We start from the raw sequence: 22,792 nt of genomic DNA, 5'->3' as shown, positions 1-22,792 counted from the left end.
TCCTTCTGCTCAGTGTCATGACACTTTGTATTTGAAGTCACCCTTCTTGCCGGCGGTGACCTTGATGGCGTTGATCCGGTTCCCTTCGGCCATTGCCGCCAGCACGCTCTCGGCGATTTCCGGCAGCAGGGTTCCATTGAGGATGTGGTCAACGTTGCGCGCACCCGAGTCCACTTCGGTGCAACGTGCAAGCACGGCCTCCACCAGGCTGTCGTCCCAGCTGAAGGTGGCCTTGTGATTGGCGATGACGCGGTCGCGGATGCGGCCGAGCTTGAGCGTGATGATCTGCGCCAGCACGTCATCGTTGATGGGGTAATACGGCACCACCTTCAGGCGACCGAGGAAGGCCGGCTTGAAGGTGCGCATCAGCACCGGGCGCAGCGCGTCGGACAATGCCTCTGCACCCGGGATCTCTTCGGCCGGCTTGTTCAGGCAGGCCTGCATGATCTGCGAGGAACCGATGTTGGAGGTGAGGATGATCAGCGTGTTGCGGAAGTCGATCTCACGACCTTCGGCATCATCCATCATGCCCTTGTCGAACACCTGGAAGAACATTTCCAGCACGTCCGGATGTGCCTTCTCGACTTCATCCAGCAGCACCACGCTGTACGGGTTGCGGCGCACGGCTTCGGTCAGCACGCCGCCTTCGCCGTAACCCACGTAGCCCGGCGGCGAGCCCTTCAGGCCGGACACGCTGTGCGCTTCCTGGTACTCGCTCATGTTGATGGTGACCAGCTTGCGCTCGCCGCCATACAGGATGTCGGCCAGGGCCAGCGCGGTCTCGGTCTTGCCGACGCCGGACGGGCCGACGAACATGAACACGCCGCGCGGCTTGTTCGGGTCTTCCAGCTTGGCGGTCGCGGTGCGCACGCGCTGGGCGATCGCATCCAGTGCATGGTCCTGGCCGATGACGCGCTCGACCAACAGATTGCCGAGCGTACGCACGGTGCGGATTTCATCCTTGACCATGCGACCCAGCGGCACGCCGGTCCAGGCCGAAACGATTTCGGCCACCACGGTGCCGTCGACCTGCAACGGCACCATCGGGGTTTCGCCCTGCAGCTCACGCAGTTCTGCCTGTAACCGCGCCAGCTCGGCATGCTGCGGCGAGAGTTCGGCCTTGGCCTTGCCGCGCTTGGCAGCCGGCTTGGCCACGGCAACATCGCCTTCGTTGTCGTCGTTGGACGGCTCGGGATCGCCCGATGCAGCCTCGCCCTGCTCCATCTGCTGGCGCAGTACGGCGATGCGGCCGGCCAGGTCACGTTCGCGGCCCAGGCGCTCTTCGTTGCTGGTCAGCACGGCCTGCGCTTCGGCCTGTTGTGCATGCAGTTCAGCCAGGCGTTCGCCATGCTGGTCGCTGCCACCGGCCGTCTCGCGCTGAAGTGCGGAAATCTCCGCCTGCAGCCGGTCCAGATGCTTGCGGGTGTCTTCGATGATCGCCGGAGTGGCGCTCTGCCCCAGCGCGACCTTCGCACACGCGGTGTCGAGCACGCTGACTGCCTTGTCCGGCAGCTGGCGGCCGCTGATGTAGCGGTGCGACAGGCGCACTGCTTCGGTCACCGCCTCATCCAGCACGCGGATGTTGAAGTGCGCCTCCATCAGCCCGACCATGCCACGCAACATCGCCGCAGCCAGCGCCTCGCTCGGTTCCTCGACCTTCACCACCTGGAAGCGGCGCGCCAGCGCGGCGTCCTTCTCGAAGTACTTCTTGTACTCGCCCCAGGTGGTGGCGGCGATGGTGCGCAGCTCGCCGCGAGCCAGTGCCGGCTTCAGAAGGTTGGCTGCATCGTTCTGGCCGGCGGTACCGCCGGCACCGATCATGGTGTGCGCTTCGTCGATGAACAGGATGATCGGATGCGGGCTCTTCTTGACCTCGTCGATCACGTTCTTCAGGCGATTCTCGAATTCGCCCTTGACGCTGGCGCCAGCCTGCAGCAGGCCCATGTCCAAAGTGTGCAGCTCCACACCCTGCAGCACGTCCGGCACGTCCTTGTCGGCGATGCGGCGGGCCAGCCCCTCGACCACGGCGGTCTTGCCGACGCCGGCCTCGCCGGTAAGGATCGGATTGTTCTGGCGGCGGCGCATCAGGATGTCGATCACCTGGCGGATCTCGCCATCGCGGCCGATCACCGGGTCGATTTTTCCATCGCGCGCCCGCTGGGTCAGGTTGGTGGTGAACTGGTCCAGGGCCGGCGTCTTGGACAGGCCGCCCTTGGCCTCGCCCGGTACCGCGCCCTCGTCCTCGCCCGCTTCACCGGCGGCGGAGGCATCGGCGAAGCGCACGGTCTGCACCGCTTCCTGCGAGCCCTCGGTGAGCTTGGCGAAGTCGTGCTTGAGCTCGTCGCGCTTGAAGCGCACGAAGAGCTTGGAGCCCCGGTAAGCCAGCTGCGCCAGGTCGGGTTCGGTCAGCAGGGCCAGCAGCAGATGGCCGCTGCGGATGCGGGTGGTTTCCGAGTCAAGCGAGGCGATCAGCCAGGCATGCTCGAACAGCTTGGGAATGTGCTGGGAGAACACCGGAGTGCGGCTGTTGCCGGTCTTGAACTGGCTGATCTCATCGTTGAGATCGCGTTCCAGCGACTCGGGCAGGATGCCGCTGCGCCGTGCTATCAACACGAAATCGCTCTGCGGCTGTTCCAGCAGGGCCAGGAACAGGTGTTCCAGGTCCACCTCGTAGTTGCCGCGTGCCATGCACAGGTTCGCCGCCCGTTCGGCGGCCTGCCGGCAGGTGTCGTCCAGTTTGCTGATCAGGGTCTTGAGGTTGATGCTCATGCGGAAACGCGCACTCCTTGCTGGAACCGTTCGGGGGCCGATGGCGCGGACGCCATCGGCGCAGTGTCATTGCAATGTGTGGATGCCATAGGTGGTGTCCTCACGCGAGGTATCCTGCGGCCGGGTGCACAGGTAGCTGTCCCAGCCCAGGCGGACGCTCCCTGCGCTACCGAGTGCGCTGCCCTGCACATCCTCGGCGCGCAGCACCAGGCGAACTTCATACTCAAGAATGCCGCCGGTCAGCAGCGACAGCCATTTGGACAGCGCTTCGGCGGCACTGCCACCCGGCAGGAACGCATCGAACTGGTCGCGGCGCAGCGGCCCGATGCGCAGGCGCAGGCGCAGGTCGCGCTGCCACACCCGATCACCGGCCAGCGCACTGGCACCCAGCACCGCATTGGCCTGGCCCAGGCGGGTCGCCTGCCCCGGCGGCACCCGGTACCACGCGCCCACGAACTGCTCCAGGTGCAGTGGTACCTGGAAATAGTCCGACAGCACGCGCTGCATCAGCGCCGCCGAGACCGGTCGTTGCCGCACCGCGCCGGCGTAATAGGCCACCGCCTGGTCAAAGATCTCGCCGTCGCCCTCGTGCAAGCGGTCGCGCAGCTCGCTCATGCCCATGCCCAGCAACGACAGCACCAGCGGCAGGAAGCGCTCACGGCGGTCCAGCTCGTACTGCAGCGCCAGGCGATGTTTCTTCCAGGCGGCGTAATGCAGTGACACCGCACGGGTGGAGAAGATGTCCAGGAACGCCCGCGCGGTCCGGTCGCGCTGGTAGAGCTCGCGCAGCTGCAGGGTTTCGGTGTAGTGCAGGGGCAGTGCACCGGCCGTCCCCAGCAAGCCCATGAACTGCGGCGTCAGGTGGACCTCGGCGAGCTCCTCGCCATGCAGCGCCTGTTCCACGGCCTCGCGGTCCAACAGCCGCTCACCCTTGAGCGAATACACCTCGCCCTCGGCCGACAACTCGGTGGCCGGAAACCCCAGCGACAGCGAGTTGCGGAAGCGCACGCGCATCGGCACCGCCTGGCCGGGCTTGACGCCCTGGCGCTGGAACACCTGTTCAAGCAGGCGCACCGCCTGGAAGAACTCGAAGCGGTGTGGTTCGGCCAGCAGCTGCTGGGCTACGCCAGGATCGATTCGCCGCTGCGCGCTGGGCATCGGACGATCTCCTCTCCGCTGTCGCCGGATACCAGCACCAGTCGGGTAAAGCTGTTGGCATGCACGTAGAGTGCAAAGAAGTGGTCCATCACCTGGGCGAAGGCGGCCACGCCGGTTCCCACGAAATGGGCCTCATTGATGGTCAAGCGGATTTCCAGGCCACGCACCACCGAGGCGAACTGGCGGCCGTGCATCCAGGTGGTCACCGGCGTCTGTTGCAGTTCGAGGATGCCGTCAATCTGGCGGGCCGACACATTGCTGCCGGACAGGTCGTACAGGCGCAGCATCTCCTTCAGTGCCGGAAGCCCGCTGGCAGTGAGCGACAGCTGGTTCAACGACAGGTGCGAGATCAGGCGCCACTGTGCGTTGCGGCCATGGCGGAATCGCAGCGGCTTGGTCGGCTTGCGCAGCAGGCTGATCGCCTTGGCCGGGCTGCCGCCCTCGATGGTCAGGTCGCCTCCGGCGACGCCGAACGCCAGCTGGTTGGGCAGGTCGCGATTGCTGCAGGTCAGCTCCAGGCTGACCGTATCAGTCTGCGGCAGTACCGGATTGAACGACAGGTCAACAAAGCTGATCTCGGTTTCGAAACCCGGGCTCTGCCGCGCGATGTCTTCGTCCCGCCGCGCCACCCAGTACTGGCCGGTGCGCTCGGGGTCTTCGCCATGATGCAGCGAATAGAACGGCCGGAATGCCTGGATCAGCTCGCCCTGCGGCGTCTGCCGGATGCGGTGCACCGAGTCGATTGAATGCACTTCATAGGCGAACGCGCGGCGTGCATCCGCCAGCACCGGGTAGTTCACCGTACGATGGGTGACACGGATCGGCTCGCCGCTGGTGCGGAACAGATTGACGATGGGCGTGCAGCCAAGGCGCACGTTGTGTGCGCCCAGCTCCTCCAGGACCATCGCATTGCCCCGATCCTGGCCCTGGGCGTGCAGCACCAGGTGAAGGGTGAAGCGTCGGCTCGCACCCGCCGTCACCGACGGCAGGTGCAGGTCGACAAAGCCGAATTTCTCGGGATAGGCGAACAGTTCGGTCAACAGCCGATAGGCCGGGTGCGAGCGCGCCGGAAAGTCGATCAGGGCCTCATCGTCGGCGAACCCGACCGGGCTCAACGGCACGCTGTCCAGGCGCCGCCAGCGTCCGTCGCCATCGGATTCGACGTAGGCCGCCTTCACGCCAAGCATCAGGGCATCGCGTAGCGCAGCCCGTACCGACGGCTCGCCATCGAGGAACAGGCGCAGGCGATCGGTACCCAGCTGGTGAAAACCCAGCTGATCGGACAGCAGCTGGAAGCCCATCGAGATCTGGCCACCGGTTCCGGCCGGCAGGGTCGTCGCCATTGGCGCATCGGCGACGCTGCGATAGACCACCTGCTGCACGCCGACCGGCGCCAGCACCACATCGTAGGCCGTACGGAAATCGCAGGGCACGCCCCGGACCGGACGACTCTGGACGGCGGTTCCACGCGGCACGCGTACCGGCGCGCTCAGCTTGGAGGCCACCCCTTCGGTATCGAAATGGGCGATCGAGCAGGAGGGGAACGGCCGCAGATAGTGCGGATAGAGCACATCCAGCAGTGCGTCGGTGAACTCGGGATAGTCATCCTCGATGCGCTTGGATACGCGCGCACTGAGCAGCGCGAAGGCCTCGATCAGGCGCTCGACATGCGGGTCCTGGCTGCCCTCGGCGGAGAGCTGCAGGCGACCGGCGATCTTCGGGTAGCGCTCGGCGAACTCGCGCCCGTAACGGCGGAGGTAGCCCAGCTCGCGTTCGTAGTAAGGCAGCAGGTCCTGCATCAGGCGGCCTGCGTGCGACGTGCGCGGGTGACCTGGTACTGCAGGGTCGAGGGTTGCAGCATCGCATCGAAGCTGACCGGCTCGCGCGCAGGCTCCAGGTCGAGCAGCGCATGGATGGTGAAATGCAGCCCGCCGGCAAACTGGTTGCCCGCATCCAGATGGACGTTGACGTTGCGCAGGCGGCGCTCATGGCGCGCCACGGCCTGCTCCAGCGAGCGGCAGATGGCAGCACGATCGTAGGCGTTGGCCAGGCTCATCGCGGAGAAGTCCGCCAACCCGTAGGTCAGCAGCGATTGCCGGCAATTGGGGAATTCCTTCATGTCGCCTTCCTGGAACGCGGCGCGCGAGTTCAACAGCCCCTCCAGGTCGCGGGCGATGGATTCCTTGTACTGCTCCAGCGAGACGGACTTGAAGACCGGCCCGGCGCCCGTCTGCTTGGGGGCGTCGTCGAACAGTTTTTCCAGCAGGCTGGGTTCGAGTCCCTTCATTGGTCGATCCACTCAGGTTCGGCATCCGTGCGGGCGGCAGCGGTGCATCAAAGGCAAGGCCGTTCCTGGCCTTGCCCGGCGATCAGACTGCGATGGCGCACGAGGCGCCATCGCAGCGACACAACATCACACGGTGTAGTTCGGGATGTTCTTGGTTGCACTCCACTGCGCGACGGTCTTGCCACCAACTCCGCCTTCCGGCTTCTGCTGCTGGTAAGTCCACTTGATGGCGCCGAAGCTCAACTGAACAACTTCCTGGGGCATGCCTTCCTTGTCCACCGTGGTGGTGACGCGGTGGACCAGCACGTTCAGCAGCTCGACCGTGTAGTAATTGATCGCGTTGCCGTCCTTGTCGGCGCGCATGAACTGGATCTGCGCCTTCGGGAAGGTGGTGCCGTTGGAGGCGGCCTGGTTGAGGGCCGTGGAAGCGAGGTCGATCGACTTGGTGATTTCGATCGGGGACAGGTTCACGCGGGCTGCGGTGGTGCCGCCGGAGGTCGACGCGGTGGCCGAACGCGGCTGCAACAGGTCCTGCGAGAACGACTGGATTTCGATCCAGTCCTTGTGCTTGTCGTCGTGCGACTCGCCCTTGATGGTGTCAATCGAGAGGAAAGCGTGCTGCATATCTGGTCTCCTAAATTCCGTTCTTCCGTGAGATTTGATGTGCCAGGCGCGGGCCTGGCGGTTAAGGGGGGCTACGCCCTCTTGAAATAAGCGTCACTGCAATCCGGGGAGCGGACTCCCCTGGACGCTTCAGTTGAAGCAAATCGTTACGACTTTTTCGCGGACGCCGGCAGTTCGGCGACCAGACGCAACGAAACAGACAGCTCATCGAGCTGGAAATGCGGCCTGATGAAGGCCACCGCGCGGTAGACACCGGGCTTGCCCGGCACCTCCGAAACCTGCACAGAGGCTTCACGCAGCGGGAACTGCGCCTTGGCTTCCTGCGACGCGTTGTCGTCCAGCAGCACGTACTGGGCGATCCAACGGTTCAGGAATTCCTCGACGTTGCCCGCCGAAGCGAAGCTGCCGATCTTCTCGCGCATCATCGCCTTGAGGTAATGGGCGATGCGCGAGACCGCGAAGATGTACTGCAGCTGTGCAGACAGGATCGCGTTGGCATTGGCCGAATCGGTGTTGTACTTCTTCGGCTTCTGCGCCGACTGTGCGCCGAAGAACGCGGCGTAGTCGGTATTCTTGCAGTGCACCAGCGGCATGAAGCCGAGGTCACTGAGCTCTTTTTCACGACGATCGGTGATCGCCACTTCGGTCGGGCACTTCAGCGCCACTTCACCATCGTCGGTGCGGAAGGTATGGGTCGGCAGGTCTTCGACCAGGCCACCGCCCTCCACGCCGCGGATGGCCGCGCACCAGCCGAAGCTCTCGAACGCCTGGGTCAGGCGCGCGCCCATCGCGTAGGCGGTGTTGCACCACAGAAACTTGCTGTGGTCGGCTGCTTCGATCTCTTCGACGAAGTTGAACCCCTCGACCGTGGTGCCGTCCTTCGGGTTGTACGGCAGGCGGCCGAGGAAGCGCGGCATGGTCAAGCCCACGTAGCGGCTGTCCTCGCTCTCGCGGAACGACTTCCACTTGGCGTACTCGACGGTGTCGAACACCTTGGCCAGGTCACGCGGCTTGCCCAGGTCGGTGAACGTTTCCAGGCCGAACATGCCTTCGCCGGCGGCGGAAATGAACGGCGCATGCGCCGCTGCGGCCACGTGCGACATCTGCTCGATGAAGTACATGTCCTCCGGCTGGCGGCCCAGGAAGTAGTCACCGATCAGTGCGCCGAACGGTGCACCGCCGAAGGTGCCGAATTCTTCCTCGTAGACCTTCTTGAACAACGCGCTCTGGTCGAAGTCGATGGCCGACTTGAAGTCCTTGACCAGGTCCTTCTGCGGCGAATTGAAGACCTTGATCTTCATGTTCGGGCCAGTGGAGGTCTGCTGGCACAGGTAATGCAGGCCCCGCCAGCTGCCTTCCAGCTTCTGGAACGGCTCGGCATGCATGACCGCGCTGAGCTGCTCGGAAATGATCCGGTCGATCTCGGCGATGCGTGCGTCAAGGGTCAGGTTGAGGTTGTCGGAGACCACCACGGTGCCGTCGAGGACTTCCTTCGCCAGGGCGGCGATGATGTCCTTGGCGCGATCATGCTCGGTCTTGGACTTGGCGACCTTGCTCTTCTCGACGATCTGGTCGAGCAGGCCCACCTCTTCGGTTTCGACGGCCTGGGCGGCCAACTGGCTGGCTTCAGCTGACATGGGTCAGTCCTCCTTGGTCACGCCGAGCTTCTTCAGCTGCTCGGTGTTGTTGAGCACATCGGTCAGCAGGTCTTCCAGCTTCTCGTTGCCAGCCAGCTTGTTGCGAAGATCAGCCAGCTTGGTACGGGACTCGAGCAACCGGCGCAACGGCTCGATCTGCTCCACCACCGATTCGGGGCGGAAATCCTCGATCGAATTGAACTTCAGCTCGACGCCGAACTCGCCACCTTCGTCGCTGATCCTGTTCGGCACGCGATACACCGCGCGCGGCGCGATGCCTTCCATCACTTCATCGAAGTTGTCCAGATCGACGTTGACGAACTTGCGATCCTTCACCTTCGGCAGCGGCTGCTCCGGGTTGCCACTGAAATCGCCCATCACGCCGACCACGAACGGCAGTTCCTTCTGCTCGATCGCGTCACCCTTCTCCACATCGTAGGTGAGCTGGACGCGCGGCGGGCGGATCTTCTGCAGCCGCTTCTGGATGCTTTCCTTCTTGGCCATGAGTGTCTCCTGACTGGGGCCGGTTCCGGATCAGTTGCCGATGTTCTGGAACGGATCGGAGGTGTTCGAGCGGGCAGCGGGCTTGGCCGGCTGCGTGGCGGCGGGCTGCGCGTTGGCGGCCGGTGCGACGGCACGACCTGCGCGGGCGCGGCTGCGCGGCTTGGGCTTGGGCGTCGGATCGAGAATCGCGTCACCCATGGTGTTGCGCAGGGTGGTGGCCAGCGTCTGTGCTTCCTTGCGTGCGGTGTCCGACGCCAGTGCACCACGTCCCTGCAGGCGGGTGAGCGACTGGTTGGCAACGCGGAAACCGGCAACGGTGATCACGCCATCGGCCACCAGATCATTGGGGTCGCGCTGAAGCACCTCTTCCGCCGCGACGATCGCGCGGGCGTACTGGCCCTGATCGAACTGCAGCTGTGCGATGCGCACCCACGGCTCCTTGCGCGTCGGGTCGGCCTTGGCCGCCACTTCGAACGCACTGATCGCGGCATCGGCACCGCCAGCGGTGACCTGCGCCTCCGCGTTGCTCAGCGTGGTTTCGAACGGCACGACCTCGGCCTTCTTCGGTGCCGATGCGCAGGCCGCCAGGCCCGAGAACATCATCAGCGCGAACATCGGCCGGTACACAGCCTTCCCCATTGCCTTCACTTCCATAGTGATCCCTCGTCGAAATTAGTTCCTAAAGGAAGCCGAATCTCCGCCGATACAACACACGGGATTCCTGCCCCTGTCGGCGGCAGTGTACATTCGCGAATACGCGCCGGTATAGTGAATTTCGTCAAGAATATGGCGAATCCGATAGACACACTCTTCACATCCCGATGTGATATTCGCGAGCAAAAACGCATATACGCGCACCTTTTACCCCGCACTCCGAGCCCGCCGACTGCACATGAATGCGCAACTTTTCCGATTCCGCCGCGTGATCTCCGTCACGATTTTCTCCCTGATTATGTCCGGCTCCCTGGCAGGTTGCGCAAGCGACAGCAAGTTGGGTAAAGCGATGGACAAGACCCTGCAGGCGGTCGGCATCCGTGAGGAAAAGCCCCAGGCGCCCCCGACCATCCCGCTTCGCCTGTACGCCGGCAGCAACCTCAATGCCGGCAATGACAAGCGGGCCACTGCCGCGGTGGTCAAGATCTACCACCTGCGCAGCCTGCAACGCTTCGAACAGGCCCCCTTCAACGCCTTCCTGGACCAGGCCGGCGAGCAGGCGGCCCTGGGTGCGGACCTGCTGTCGGTCAACGAAGTCGTACTGACCCCCGGTGCCCGGCAGGAATTGTCCGAGCAGTTGAGTGAAGGAAGTGCAGTGCTTGGGGTGGTCGCCCTGTTCCGCGCCCCGGCCGAGAATCGCTGGCGACTGGCCTTCGACACAAAGGGCAAGACTCTCCCACAGGACGGCGTCACCATCGGTATCCATGCCTGTGCACTGACCAGTGACAGCAAGGCCTTGTTGACACGGATTTCCGGCGATCCAGGCAGTCTTGCATCGATCCGCTGTGCGGGTGCGAAGTAATCCCGCGCCGGAATTCTGGCACTCGATTTCGCCGATGCGATAGTATCCCCTGACGCAACGTTTGCCGCCGCGCGTCTAATGTGAGATCCAACTCACACTTTCACATTGCTGGATAGGGATTCTCGCCACAGCGGAAGGTGAGAATGGCGGGATCGGCCCTCGCGGACGATATTTTCGAGCTATTTCCAAGGATTGAACGTGGCTTATGTAAGCAGGATGTCGAAGGTTCTCTGGGGTGAAGGATTGTTCCTGCGCCCTCAGCATTTCCAGCGTCAGGACGCCTATCACGAAGCGCGGCTGCAGGATCTTTCGCAGACCCTGCATCCGTATGCCTGGGGTGCGCGCCGGGTGCGTTTCGATCCCCATGCGCTGTCGGGCGGCACGCTGCGCCCACTCGACCTCTCGGCCGTGTTTCCCGATGGCGAGACCTACGACGCGCCGGCCCATGACAGCCTGCCCGATGCGGTGTCGCTGCAGGATCTGCCGCCGGGCGTGCAGTCCACCGTGGTCTACCTGGCATTGCCACTGCTGCGCGATGACGGCGCCAACTGCGCCGATGCCGAGGGCACCGCGCTGGCCCGCTACCGCCAGGCCAATCGTGACACCCAGGACCTGTTCACCGACGCGGTGGAGGCCGAACTGGCCTTCCTCAGCAAGGCTGTGAAGCTGCTGACCGATGATCAGCCGCGCGATGCCTACGCCACCGTGCCGGTGGCACGCGTGCGGCGCACCTCCAGCGGCGGCTTCGAGCTGGACGACGAGTTCATTCCGCCGTGCGCGCAGCTGCAGGCCTCGCCGTTCCTGCACCGCGAACTGCGCGCGGTGCTCGACGCGCTGCAGGCCAAGGTGGACGCACTGTATGGCCTGCATCGGCAGACCTCGCAGAACATCATCGAGTTCCGCTCCGGCGATATCGCCTCGTTCTGGCTGCTGCACACCATCAACAGCTCGTTCAGTGCGCTGGCGCATCTGCTGCATCATCCGCAGCTGCATCCCGAGCGCCTGCACCAGGAACTGCTGCGCATGGCAGGCGCACTGCTCACCTTCTCCAATGCCTACCAGCTGGGCGACCTGCCGGTGTATCGCCACGATCAGCCGGAAGCCTCGTTCCGCAAGCTGCTGGAGATCGTGCGCGCACTGCTGGATACGGTGATTTCCACGCGCTACTTCAAGATCGCGCTCAACGAGATCAAGCCGTCCTACCACCTGGGCCGGCTGGACTCGCAGCGCATCGATGGCAACGCCTCGTTCTACCTGTCGGTGTCGGCGTCGCTGCCGGCACAGGAACTGATCCAGAGCGTGCCGGTGCGATTCAAGGTCGGCGCCCCGGATGATGTGGAGAAGTGCGTGCTGTCTGCGTTGCCGGGCGTGAAGCTGACCCATGCCGCGCAGGTGCCTGCTGCGATCCCGGTGCGCCCTGGCAGCCACTACTTCGAACTGGACGCGCGCGGCGCGCTGTATGAGCGCATGCTCAAGTCGCAGTCGGTGATGATCTACGTGCCGGCCGGCATTGCCGAGCTGAAGATGGAACTTGTGGCGGTGACCTCATGATGAATTCCCCCCTGCCCCCGACCCCGGGCCCGATGCCGTCGCTGACCGCCAATGGCGCGATGGCCAATCCCACACCGCAGGCCGCCAACCCGCAGAGCCTGCAGGATCTGATGTCCGACGGTTTCTACCTGCTGTTGCTGCTCAAGCGCGGGCAGCTGCCGCATGATGCGGAGAGCTTCGTGCAGACGGTGCAGAAGTTCCTCGATGGCGTGGAGCGCAATGCGATGCGCCTGGGCGTGGCGTCCGAGGATGTCTACGCTGCCAAGTACGCATTCTGCGCTGCCGTGGACGAGGCGATCCTGTCACAGCCCTCGCCGTTGCACGAGACCTGGGAACGCAACCCGCTGCAGCTGCGCCTGTTCGGTGAGCACCTGGCCGGCGAGCATTTCTTCGACCGCCTGGAAGAGCTGCGCCGACAGGGCGCCGCGCGCCTGCCCTCGCTGGAGGTCTACCACTACTGCCTGCTGATGGGCTTCGAAGGCAAGTACCGGCTGGAAGGCACCGAGAAGCTGGGCTACCTGACCGCCCGCCTGGGCGATGAGATCGTCTACCTGAAGGGCAAGCGCCACGGTTTCGCACCTCACGCGCTGCCGCCGGACAATGTGCGCCACAGCCTGCGCCGCGTGGTGCCGTTGTGGCTGCCGGCGGTGGTGGTCGGCTGTTTTGGCATCGTCGCCTTCTTCGGCATGCGCACCTATCTGGGCCACGAGACGCGCCAGCAGCTGGCCGCCTACAACGACGTGGTGCAGATGCCCGAACGCACCGCGCACATCACGATCACCTTGCCATGAGCCTGATGATATGGACATCCCAAGCTCCGCACTGCTCGCATCCCTCGCCTCGCTGTCGCACCGCGAACGCCTGATCCAGCTGAAGGGGCCCGAGGAAGGCCTGGTCGTCGAACGCTTCGAAGGCACCGAGTCGGTCTGCGGCGACAACCGCCTGCAGATCGACTGCCTGGCCACCGACGCCTTCCTGGAACTGAAATCCTGGCTGGAGCAGCCGCTGACCCTGCAGCTGCGCCAGGCCGACGGCGCGCTGCGGCAGTGGCACGGGCTGTGCACCGAGGCGGCGCAACTGGGCAGCGACGGCGGCCTGGCCCGCTACCGGCTGATCCTGGAGCCGTGGACCGCGCTGCTGCGGCTGCGCCGCAACGCAGTGATCTTCCAGGACCAGGACACCCGCGCCATCTGCGAACAGATCTTCACCGACTACCCGCAGGCAGTGTTCCGCTTCGACGTGCAGGCCGAACTGCCGGTCCGTGCGATCACCACCCAGTACCGCGAGACCGACTGGGCCTTCGTCACCCGCCTGCTGGCCGAAGCCGGCCTGGCCTGGCGCATCGAGCAGGCGCAGGGCGATGAGGCTGCGCACACGCTGGTGGTGTTCGAGCCGGGGGCCGAGCTGCCTGACCGCGGCACGTTCCGCTTCCATCGCGCCGACATGGCCGAGGCCCGCGATGGCATTACCGCCTTCGCCGAGCGCCAGCAGCTGGTGCCCAACGCCAGCACCGTGGCCAGCTGGCACAGCGAGCAGGTCGGTGCCGTGGCCGCGCAGTCCAGTGCCGACGCTGGCAGCCTGCCGGCGCTGGAGGTCTATGTGCAGCCGCGCGCCGGCCGTTTCGCGCAGTCCGGCTGGGCCGATGCCGAAGCGCAGGCGCGGCTGGATGCGCTGCGCGTCGGCCAGGTGCTCTACAGCGGCAGCGGCAGCGAGCGCCAGCTGACCGCCGGCAGCACCTTCAGCCTGGCCCAGCATCCGCAGCACGAAGGCCAGGCCTTCCAGCTGCTGGCGGTGCAGCACGTGGCCCTGAACAACCTGGACCAGGGCATCGCCGAGCTGCTGGGCAGCCCGGCACTGGAGCGCGGTGCCTACCGCAACAGCTTCATCGCCACCGGCAGTGGCGTGCCGCTGCGCGCTCTGCCGCAGGACCGGCCCACCCTGCACGGCCCGCAGACCGCGCGCGTGGTCGGCATCGCCAACGCGGCGGTGACCCCCAACCGCGAGCACCAGGTGCGCATCCAGTTCGGCTGGCAGCGCGGCAGCACGCCCAACCCCGGTGGCCTGACCGACACCGGCAGCGCCCAGCCCGGCCATGCCCCCGGCGACCACACCAGCGGCAGCTGGGTGGCCGTGGCCGAATGGGTGGCCGGCCCGAACTGGGGCACCAGCTTCCTGCCCCGCGTGGGCAGCGAGGTGCTGGTCGAATTCCTGCACGGCGACATCGACCAGCCGCGCATCACCGGCCAGCTGTACAACGGCGAGGTCGCCCCACCCTTCGGTGGTGGCATCGACGAGAACGCGCGCCATCCCGGCGTGCTCAGTGGCCTGCACACCCAGGCCCATGACGGCAGTGGCACCCAGCAATGGGTGATGGACGATACGCCGGGCCAGCTGCGCACCCGCCTGCACAGCTCGCTGGCCGACAGCCGGCTGGAACTGGGCTACCTGATCGCACATCAGGACACCGCCCGCGGCGCGCTGCGCGGCGAAGGTTTCGAACTGGCCACGCAGGGCTGGGGCAACGTGCATGCCGGCGAAGGCCTGCTGCTGTCGGCCAGCCTGCAGGAGCGCGCGGCATCCACGGTGATGGACAACGCCAGCGTGGTGGCGCAGCTCAAAGGCGCCGAACGCAGCCTGGAACAGATGCAGCAGACCCTGGCCCAGCAGCAGGTGCCGGGCCTGGCCGAATTTGAGCGCACCAAGCAACTGCGCGAGCAGATCGACCCGCAGGCGCAGGGCCGCTACACCGGCGACGTGAACGGGCAGAGCGCGATGAAGCCCGGCAGCGACGGCCGCAGCCCCGGCGAGCAGCCGGTGGAACGGCTGGGCACGCCGCTGCTGCTGGCCGAAGCGCCGCACCACGTGGCCTGGACCACCGCGGCCAGCGCCGTGGCCTATGCCGGGCAGAACCTGCAGATGACCGTGCAGCAGGACCTGCACGTCAGCGCCGGCGAGACCCTCGCCACCGTGTCCGGCGAGCATGTTTCGCTGTTCGCACAGAGCGGCCCGCTGCGGGTGATCGCCGCGCAGGGGCCGGTCAGCCTGCAGGCCAACGATGGCGAGCTGGAGCTGCTGAGCGAGCAGGCGCTGACCATCACCGCCACCGACGAGCGCATCGACGTGCTGGCGCAGACCAAGGTGGTGCTGCAGGCCGGCAGCAGTGCGATCACGCTGGAGGGCGGCAACATCACCTTCAGCTGCCCGGGCGAGTTCAAGGTCAAGGCGGGCGAGCATCCGTTCATGGGGGCCGATACCAACCCCGCCATTCCCGAGCACCTTCCGCGAGGCACGCAGCTGGTACCGCAGCAGTTCGGGCTGCGCCTGGTCGAGCAGTTCGGGCTGCAAGGACTGGCCGGCAAACCCTACACACTGGACATCGGCGGGCAACGCTTCGAAGGCGAGCTGGGCTCCGATGGCAGCCTGATGCATGAGATGCCCGAAGGCGCGAAGCAGGCCAAGCTGAAGGTGTTTCCGTTCGGCGCCGACAACCACCCCTGGGAATGGACACTCGATCTTGCCGCACAGAAGCAGACGGACGAGCACACCGGGTTGCAGTCGCGCCTGAAGAACCTTGGATTCTACGATGGCGCGGTCGACGGCGACTTCGGCCAGCTCAGCCGCATGGCCATGCAGCGCTTCCACCAGGCACGTGAGCTGGTTGGGCTCAATACACCCAGCCTTCCCGGCGTCACCTCGCTGGGCAAAGACCACGACATCTAGGACGGATGCATGATCTACGGCAATCACAATCTTCGACGAGGCGACCACGATGGCACGCCTGCGAACAACAGGCCGCCTCGCTGGGGTGGCGTCGACAACCCGCCCCCGCCCACGCCTGCGAACGCACAGACACCGCAGAACCAGGGCGGCGCGACGCTGGCGATCCCGCAGCACGTACGCCAGCTCCAGCAGGACCTGCGCACGCTGGGCTTCATGTTCGTCGGCACACCTGATGGCGGATTCGGCCGGGGCACCGAGTGGGCGGTACGAGAGTTCCAGATCTATGCCAGCATGGCCAATGCCGCCCAACTGAACCAGGGACGGCTGCACGGCTGGCAACCCCAGGCAGGCTTGACCGCACCGGAAGTGATGGCACTGGGACTGCGCCCCAATTCCAATCCACCGGAAAGCTATCACGTCGCCTCGTTGGACCGGGTCGCCAACGGATCGCGCTACACCGGCCCGATCAGCGGCGTGATGAACGCCAATACGCGCACAGCGATGGAACACTGGTTGCGCAACAACTATCGTTGCCCGGTGGTCATCGAGGCATGGCAGGTTGCCACCGGCAACAACCAGCGCACTACGCCGTATACCAATGGCATCAACATCTGGAACTTCGACGAGATCACGCAGGGCACCGTGCGCAATGCCTCCAACCGGGTGGTCGCGCGCGTCCGGATGTTCAGCAGGGACTTCACCGGACACTACACGCTTCCCAACGGTCGCCGTGATGATCAGTACCAGTCGCTGGGCAGCTACGCGCGGTTCATGACCTATGGCGGCCCGATGAGCGAAGTGCCCAACCATACGTGGGCCGAAGCGGAAATGACGCCGGAACGCTTGATCGGTCCAGCGACCACCACGGCAATCCTGGCCGCCACACCCAACGGCGCCGCAGCGTCCACCTATCGTGTTGTGCGTGCCACGGCCGAGCAGGAATGCATGGGCATGTTCGACAGCATCAATGCCTACGATGACGCTCTGGTCTCTCTCGGCCCGTGCCATTGGACCATGGGCCTGATGCCTGCCGGCGGCTACGACAATGGCGAGCTGCCTGGCTTCCTGGCCTACTTCCTGCACCGCAATCAAGCCGACTACCAGCGCTATCTTGGGAATCTGGGTCTTTATCCGGCGACGGCCTGGGCAGGCGTCAACACAGGGCCGCTCTGGGACCGTACGGGCCGGAAGTACGTGGGCTGGATCCGCCATCACGACGAACAGACGCAACCTGCACAGGCGGCCACTGGTCTGGCGCAGCTACCCATGGTCGACCGGGCGACCCTGGAAGCAAACTATTTCAAGACCTGGCACTGGTTCTATCGCTTGGCCATGATCGGTCGCACCTGCGCGAACTTCCAGCAGGCGATGTGGGATATGGTGCGCTTCCGTATCCGCGATATCCGTTCAGCCCCTATCACGGTCAATGTGGGTGCCGTCCATATCAACGGCACGCTGGGCGATATCTACACATCGGAGAAATCCGTCGCGATCCTGCTTCGGTGGCATATCTTCCGTCCGGGCCACGTGACCGGCGCCCGCGTCAGGGATTCGTTGACCCGTGCCATCAACGGCCATGCCCAGTTGAATTGGTCGACGGCACCGGCGCAATGGACCAACGCACACGAGCAGGCGATCACCGCGCAGTTGCTCACTGACGCACTTTCCGTCAACGACACGCAGGATCGCCTCGCCAACTGGCCGACCTATGCCGGGCGCAACGGCCGCAACTACACCCTCAACAATGAGTTGGGCGCCTTGCGCGATGGCCGCGGCTCCTTTCATTTCGATACCACGGGAATATGACGATGCCTTACGTCCTTCGCGCCGCGCCGCTGCTGGCCGGTCTTTGCCTGGCTACCTCCTGCGCGGCCAAGCAGCCTGTCGCCGACGTCCTGGACCGCGCCTGCGCAGCAGTGTCCATTGACGATCGGATCGAACTGCTGCCTCTGGAAGGAAAGCACGTCAGCGCCTGCCCGCCCGGCGATGATGAAGGCTGCCCCTATAGCGGTCAGCAAGGGAAAACGTCGTTGAGCGACACACCGGATCTGAACAAGGATGGCCGGAAGGATGCCATCCTGACCTACTTCGGCAGCAGTTACGGCGACATCGACGTGACCGACAAGCTGGTCCTGGCCCAATGCAAGGACGGAACCTACATCCGTCTTCTGGAAGGAAAGTTCACGACATTGTCAGCACCTGCCATGCCCCATGCCGTGTGGCCTGAACTGGAAGCGACGCGGAATTGCCCGCAGGGCCACGGTGGTGCAGTCCGTACCGAGAAGATCCGGCTGACCTTCGATAGCAAGGCAGCACGGTATCGTGGACCTGCAGGCCTGAATCTGGCCGCGGCCTGCCAGGCTCAAGGCGACTGACCGAAGTACGCTGCGTGCTCACGGCACGCAGCGGGAAGCGGGACATTGTCCACGCCAGAAAACAAAGAACCCGGTGTACACCCCTCCCCGCAATTGCCGTCACAGCTGATCGGTCAAGTTGCGCACAGGCATCCGCAGGGGTACCTGCGAAATCCTGGGTTATGAATTGGCGCTCGCGGAGCGCGCGGATGGAACCTGTGTGCGCCTGCTGGAGGCATCGCGTGACTGCCCGGACAGTCGGGAGACGATTGCGTTGCACTTCGAGCGGGCTAACGGCCGCTCTCGCGGGCCGGAATACCTGGATCCCGACAGCGCCTGCTTACCATGAATCCTGCGGCTTGATCCAACGCATGCCGTCGCCATGGGCACGGTGCTATGGTGGCGCCATCATGCCCCACCTGGAGCCGTTCCAATGACCCGAATCAGCATCACCCGTCTCGCCGTTGCCGCCCTTGCCGCGCCCCTGCTGCTGTCGGCCTGTGTCAGCACCCCCGGTCCGGAAGTAAAGGGAACGGGCCGCTGCGACGCCAGTCAGCTGGGCTGGGCGGTAGGCCAGCCAGGCAACGAAGAAAACCTGCGTCGGCTGTCGCGTGAGAGCGGCGCCGGGCTGGTCAATCCGATCGGCCCGAGCACCATCACCACCAAGGACATCCGCCCGGACCGCCTGCGGGTCTACATGGACAAGGACAACATCATCACGGCCGCACGCTGCGAGTAAACCCTGCCACGGGCTTCTGTAGAGTCGAGCCATGCTCGACTGCTCTCCGCTCAGGCTGCACGGAAAGCCAGCCGAGCGCAGGCTCGGCTCTACCGGGCTCAGGGTTCGGTATAGCCTGCGCAATCCGGCAGCGCCTGGTCCGGATGGAACATGCCTTCGCTGAAGCGGAACAGACGTGTGTAACTGCACGCCGGGTCCTGCTCGGTGCGCAGGTCTTTCTTCTTCAGCGGGCCCTTGGCCAGTGAATCCTCGAAGCGCGAGGCGCCGGCAGGGAATCGTGTGGCCACGGTCTGGTAGCGCAGCACCGGCATGGCCTGCGCGACCGGGTCCAGTCCCAGTTTCGCCGAGAAACTGTACTCATCATGGAAGGCCCCGGCCCGTTGCCTCGCATCCTGTTCGCTGAAACAGGCCCGGATCGACGCATTGCCCTGCCACGGAACGGTCAGTACATCGTCATCCACCTGGATGTCGTCCTGCAGGTGGCGCACGCGTGCCAACTGCAGCGTGGACGCATCGGCACCGCCGCCGGAATACATGCTGCTGAAGGAGACGATGCCCCCTACCAGTACGTTCTGGCGGGCGCGCTGCTGCGCGTCGGTCACCATCGCATCGCTACCCACACCGGGGGCCAGGCGCACGATCCATGGCCACAGCTTCAGTTCGCTTTCCTGCGGCACGTCGATGCTGACGTGGTAGACATGCGGGTCGCCCTTCGCGGCTCCCCGCTCCGACACCTCCAGTGTTGTGGGCCGATCGCCATCGTTGGCCACCGGCTGCACGCGCACGCACCATGCGCCATCGGCGGTGCAATGACGCACCCCTGCCGCGTCCAGCACCTGTCCCAGCGGCTCCATCACGTTGCCTGCCGCATCTCGCTGCTGCGGCAGGATCGAGCCCTGGGCCAGCGCCAGAAGCGGCGTGGCCAGCCATGCGGTACACAACACGCTGCGCGCTACGGTGATGGGCATCGGGGTGGCTCCTGCGTGTGGAACCCCGATGGTAACGGCTACCCCGTAGAGTCGCACTTGCTCGACTGCATGTAATCCGGCAAAAGAGGCCGTCGAGCAAGCTCGACGCTACCTGGATCGGTTGTCTAGCCGCAATCGCAACCACCCCACCCCTTCGCCTTCGACGTCTGGCCGATGCCAGGGTTGAAGGTATTGCTCGGGTCCAGCTGCTTGTAGAACCCGGCCAGCGCCGGCTTGGCCGGGTACAGGTGGCCGACGTTGTGCTCGGCCGGGTACTCGGCGCCGCGCTGGTCCAGCAGCGCCCACATCGCATGCTCGATCGCCATCGGGTCTTCACCCTTGCGCGCGATGTAGTCCTGGTGGAACACGTGGCACAGGAAATGACCGTAGTACAGCTTGTGCAGCAGGCGGTCATCGATATCGGCGGGCAACTGCTCGAACCAGTCGGCGTCATCACGGCGCAGGGCGATGTCCAGCGCCACGATGTCCTGCACCTGCTCGCGGTGCACCTCGCGGTAGCGCACCGCGGCACCGGCCACCGCGAAGCGATGCAGGAACGCCTTGCGGCCCTCCTCCGCCGTGCAGTGGAAATAGCCGCCTTCATGGCCTGCGAAGAAGTCGCGCAACCAAGCCTCGGTCTGCGCAGCGTCCTGCGCGGACACCTTCAGCAGCAGATGATGTTCATAGCGCTGGCGGAACTCGCCCATGCGCTGTGGCAGGTGCGAGGGCAGCAGGCCGGTCAGCACCTGCATCACCCGGTCGGTGACCCCGCGCAGGCCCAGCCGCTCGAACCAGCCATCGACACGGCTCTTCAGCGCGAAGGCAGCCGGCACGCGGGCAGTGCCGAGACGGTCGATCAGCAGGAAGCTGTCCTTGCCGTAGCGCTCACCGATGTCATAGGCGTCGCGGTGGATGTACTCACCGGCAATCGGCAGGCGCTCGAAGCCGGTCAGCAGCTGGCGCCGGATCGCGCTGAGGCTGTCGGTGCGGTTGCTGCCGATGTAGAAGACTTCGGCGGCCTCCTTCTCGAAGCTATCCAGGCGCACCGCAAACACCGCCAGCTTGCCGGCAGATCCTGCGGCCTCGAAGTGGCGACTGGGGTCGGCATTGAAGCGCGCCGGGGTATCGGCATCGACCCGGCGCACTTCCTCGGCATAGCGCGGATCGGACGCGGCGCGACCATCGCCATCGCCGACGTCGGCGGCCGTATAGTCACCGGCCTGCAGGCGCTGCAGAATCTGCTCAGGCGTATCGCCCAATGTGATGCCCAGATGGTTGACCAGCTGCAGCTGGCCCTGTGCATCGACCTGCGCATACAGAGCCAGTTCGGTATAGGCCGGGCCGCGACGCACCAGCGCGCCGCCGGAGTTGTTGCAGATGCCGCCCAGCACCGACGCGCCGATGCACGACGAGCCGATCACCGAATGTGGCTCGCGGCCGAGCGGCGCCAGCGTCTGTTCCAGCCGATCCAGCGTCGCGCCGGGCAGGCACAGCACCTGCCGGCCGCCGTTCAACAGCTGGATGCCGGTCAGGCGCAGCGTGCTGACCAGCACGATCGGACGCCCATAATCGTCGCCATCCGGGGTCGAGCCGCCGGTCAGGCCGGTGTTGGCCGCCTGCAGGATGATCGCCGCCCCGCCCTGCACCGCCGCCTGCAGCACGTGCCACAGTTCCAGCAACGTGCCCGGCCGCACCACCGCCAGCACCGGGCCGTCGCCGAAACGGTATCCGCGGCGGAAGCGGCGCGTGGCCTTGTCACCGGTCAGTACATGCCGGCTGCCGACCGCATCGCGCAACTGCGCCAGCACGGCATCGTGGCCACTCACGGCAGGCTGACCAGCGAGTCGCGGCCGATGTCGGCGATACGGCGCGCACCGGTCAGTGTCATCGCCACGCGCATCTCCTTGGCGATCAGGTCCAGCAGGTTGGCCACCCCGGCTTCGCCCTGCGCAGCCAGTGCATAGACGAAGGCACGGCCCAGCAGCACGGTGTCCGCACCCAGCGCCAGCATGCGCACCACGTCCAGGCCGGTGCGGATGCCGGAATCGGCGAGGATCTTCAGGTCGCCCTGCACCGCATCGGCAATGGCCGGCAGTGCGCGTGCGGTGGACAGCACGCCGTCCAGCTGGCGGCCACCGTGGTTGGAGACCACGATGCCATCGGCGCCGAACTTCACCGCATCACGTGCATCATCCGGATCAAGGATGCCCTTGATCAGCATCGGGCCCTTCCAGAACTCGCGGATCCACTCCAGGTCCTTCCAGGAAATGGACGGATCGAAATTGCTGCCGAGCCAGCCGATGTAGTCCTCCAGCCCGGTCGGGTTGCCGCGATACGTGGAGATGTTGCCGAGATCGTGCGGGCGACCCAGCAGGCCGACGTCCCAGGCCCAGTGCGGATGGGTGATGGCCTGGCCGATACGGCGCAGCGAGGCGTTCGGTCCGCTCATGCCGGAGTGCGCGTCACGGTAGCGCGCGCCCGGTACCGGCATGTCCACGGTGAACACCAGGGTGGTCACGCCTGCAGCCTGCGCGCGCTCCAGCGCGTTGCGCATGAAACCGCGGTCGCGCAGCACATACAGCTGGAACCACATCGGCCGCTGGATGGCCGGCGCCACTTCCTCGATCGGGCACACCGACACGGTGGACAGGGTGAACGGGATGCCGCGGCTGTCTGCCGCGCGCGCCGCCTGCACTTCGCCGCGCCGGGCATACATGCCGGTCAGGCCAACCGGCGCCAGCGCCACCGGCATCGCCAGTTTTTCGCCGAACAGTTCGGTTTCCAGGCTCAGGTCGGACATGTTGCGCAGGATGCGCTGGCGCAGCGCGATGTCGGACAGGTCGGAAACGTTGCGCTTCAGCGTGTGCTCGGCATACGCGCCACCATCGATGTAGTGGAACAGGAACGGCGGCAGCCGGCGTTGCGCTGCGGCACGGTAATCGGTGGAGGCGGAGATGATCATGGG

At 65.4% G+C, this 22,792-nt stretch carries 18 protein-coding genes; 7 read left to right on the top strand and 11 right to left on the bottom strand.

What is annotated here, in order from left to right; genetic code table 11:
* Window positions 1-15 precede the first annotated feature (15 nt).
* From tssH to SSKA14_RS11310, 8 genes are all read right to left on the bottom strand, one after another.
* Window positions 16-2,769, bottom strand: a complete 2,754-nt coding sequence (gene tssH, locus SSKA14_RS11345) for a type VI secretion system ATPase TssH (protein WP_008266876.1) — start codon at window positions 2,767-2,769, stop codon at window positions 16-18.
* A 66-nt stretch (window positions 2,770-2,835) separates the two neighbouring features.
* Window positions 2,836-3,927, bottom strand: coding sequence for a type VI secretion system baseplate subunit TssG (tssG, locus tag SSKA14_RS11340; RefSeq protein ID WP_006465179.1), 1,092 nt, complete (start codon window positions 3,925-3,927; stop codon window positions 2,836-2,838).
* On the bottom strand, window positions 3,891-5,726 hold the full coding sequence (tssF, locus tag SSKA14_RS11335; RefSeq protein ID WP_008268648.1) for a type VI secretion system baseplate subunit TssF: 1,836 nt from the start codon (window positions 5,724-5,726) through the stop codon (window positions 3,891-3,893). Before tssF ends, tssG begins: the two co-directional genes overlap by 37 nt.
* The gene (tssE, locus tag SSKA14_RS11330) at window positions 5,726-6,214 is read right to left on the bottom strand and encodes a type VI secretion system baseplate subunit TssE (protein ID WP_006465264.1); all 489 of its coding nucleotides are present in this window, start codon (window positions 6,212-6,214) and stop codon (window positions 5,726-5,728) included. The genes tssF and tssE overlap by 1 nt, the downstream gene beginning before the upstream one ends.
* Window positions 6,215-6,340: 126 nt before the next feature.
* Window positions 6,341-6,838 carry a type VI secretion system tube protein Hcp gene (locus tag SSKA14_RS11325; RefSeq protein ID WP_006465355.1) on the bottom strand — a complete coding sequence of 166 codons (498 nt, stop codon included), beginning with the start codon at window positions 6,836-6,838 and terminating at the stop codon, window positions 6,341-6,343.
* Window positions 6,839-6,984: 146 nt separating this feature from the next.
* The gene (gene tssC, locus SSKA14_RS11320) at window positions 6,985-8,475 is read right to left on the bottom strand and encodes a type VI secretion system contractile sheath large subunit (RefSeq protein WP_040007501.1); all 1,491 of its coding nucleotides are present in this window, start codon (window positions 8,473-8,475) and stop codon (window positions 6,985-6,987) included.
* Between the two features lie 3 nt (window positions 8,476-8,478).
* The gene (tssB, locus tag SSKA14_RS11315) at window positions 8,479-8,979 is read right to left on the bottom strand and encodes a type VI secretion system contractile sheath small subunit (protein ID WP_006465402.1); all 501 of its coding nucleotides are present in this window, start codon (window positions 8,977-8,979) and stop codon (window positions 8,479-8,481) included.
* Window positions 8,980-9,009: 30 nt separating this feature from the next.
* A complete protein-coding gene (locus SSKA14_RS11310; RefSeq protein WP_232281380.1) occupies window positions 9,010-9,618 on the bottom strand; it encodes a tetratricopeptide repeat protein in 609 nt (202 codons plus the stop codon).
* A gap of 253 nt (window positions 9,619-9,871) precedes the next feature.
* On the opposite strand from SSKA14_RS11310, the gene tssJ reads away from it, so the two are divergent.
* The 7 genes from tssJ to SSKA14_RS11275 all read left to right on the top strand — a co-directional run bounded on the left by tssJ (window position 9,872) and on the right by SSKA14_RS11275 (window position 18,859).
* A complete protein-coding gene (gene tssJ / locus SSKA14_RS11305; RefSeq protein ID WP_040007499.1) occupies window positions 9,872-10,495 on the top strand; it encodes a type VI secretion system lipoprotein TssJ in 624 nt (207 codons plus the stop codon).
* A 216-nt stretch (window positions 10,496-10,711) separates the two neighbouring features.
* Window positions 10,712-12,046: a type VI secretion system baseplate subunit TssK gene (gene tssK, locus SSKA14_RS11300; protein WP_008265165.1), complete on the top strand. Its 1,335-nt coding sequence runs from the start codon at window positions 10,712-10,714 to the stop codon at window positions 12,044-12,046.
* Window positions 12,043-12,837, top strand: a complete 795-nt coding sequence (gene icmH, locus SSKA14_RS11295) for a type IVB secretion system protein IcmH/DotU (RefSeq protein ID WP_006465477.1) — start codon at window positions 12,043-12,045, stop codon at window positions 12,835-12,837. The genes tssK and icmH overlap by 4 nt, the downstream gene beginning before the upstream one ends.
* A 10-nt stretch (window positions 12,838-12,847) precedes the next feature.
* On the top strand, window positions 12,848-15,766 hold the full coding sequence (gene tssI, locus SSKA14_RS11290; RefSeq protein ID WP_008264661.1) for a type VI secretion system tip protein TssI/VgrG: 2,919 nt from the start codon (window positions 12,848-12,850) through the stop codon (window positions 15,764-15,766).
* 9 nt (window positions 15,767-15,775) lie between these two features.
* Entirely contained in the window at window positions 15,776-17,572 is a 1,797-nt protein-coding gene (locus SSKA14_RS11285) for a peptidoglycan-binding protein (protein ID WP_040007495.1), read from the top strand.
* A gap of 2 nt (window positions 17,573-17,574) precedes the next feature.
* Window positions 17,575-18,141 (top strand): hypothetical protein, encoded by a 567-nt coding sequence (locus SSKA14_RS11280; RefSeq protein WP_040007493.1) that lies wholly within the window; start codon window positions 17,575-17,577, stop codon window positions 18,139-18,141.
* A gap of 421 nt (window positions 18,142-18,562) precedes the next feature.
* On the top strand, window positions 18,563-18,859 hold the full coding sequence (locus SSKA14_RS11275; RefSeq protein WP_040009575.1) for an I78 family peptidase inhibitor: 297 nt from the start codon (window positions 18,563-18,565) through the stop codon (window positions 18,857-18,859).
* 98 nt (window positions 18,860-18,957) lie between these two features.
* Here the strand turns inward: SSKA14_RS11275 and SSKA14_RS11270 are convergent, their stop codons facing one another.
* The 3 genes from SSKA14_RS11270 to lldD form a co-directional block, all read right to left on the bottom strand.
* Window positions 18,958-19,827 carry a hypothetical protein gene (locus SSKA14_RS11270; RefSeq protein WP_008266055.1) on the bottom strand — a complete coding sequence of 290 codons (870 nt, stop codon included), beginning with the start codon at window positions 19,825-19,827 and terminating at the stop codon, window positions 18,958-18,960.
* A gap of 125 nt (window positions 19,828-19,952) precedes the next feature.
* Window positions 19,953-21,653 carry a D-lactate dehydrogenase gene (gene dld / locus SSKA14_RS11265; RefSeq protein ID WP_008266294.1) on the bottom strand — a complete coding sequence of 567 codons (1,701 nt, stop codon included), beginning with the start codon at window positions 21,651-21,653 and terminating at the stop codon, window positions 19,953-19,955.
* Complete coding sequence (gene lldD / locus SSKA14_RS11260; RefSeq protein WP_008264550.1) at window positions 21,650-22,789, bottom strand: FMN-dependent L-lactate dehydrogenase LldD; 1,140 nt, start codon at window positions 22,787-22,789, stop codon at window positions 21,650-21,652. The genes dld and lldD overlap by 4 nt, the downstream gene beginning before the upstream one ends.
* Window positions 22,790-22,792 lie beyond the last annotated feature (3 nt).

The sequence above is a fragment of the Stenotrophomonas sp. SKA14 genome (assembly GCF_000158575.1).
Lineage (GTDB): Bacteria > Pseudomonadota > Gammaproteobacteria > Xanthomonadales > Xanthomonadaceae > Stenotrophomonas > Stenotrophomonas forensis.
The sequence above is the reverse complement of the archived record's forward strand: the minus strand, read 5'-3'. Positions and strand labels throughout refer to the sequence as shown.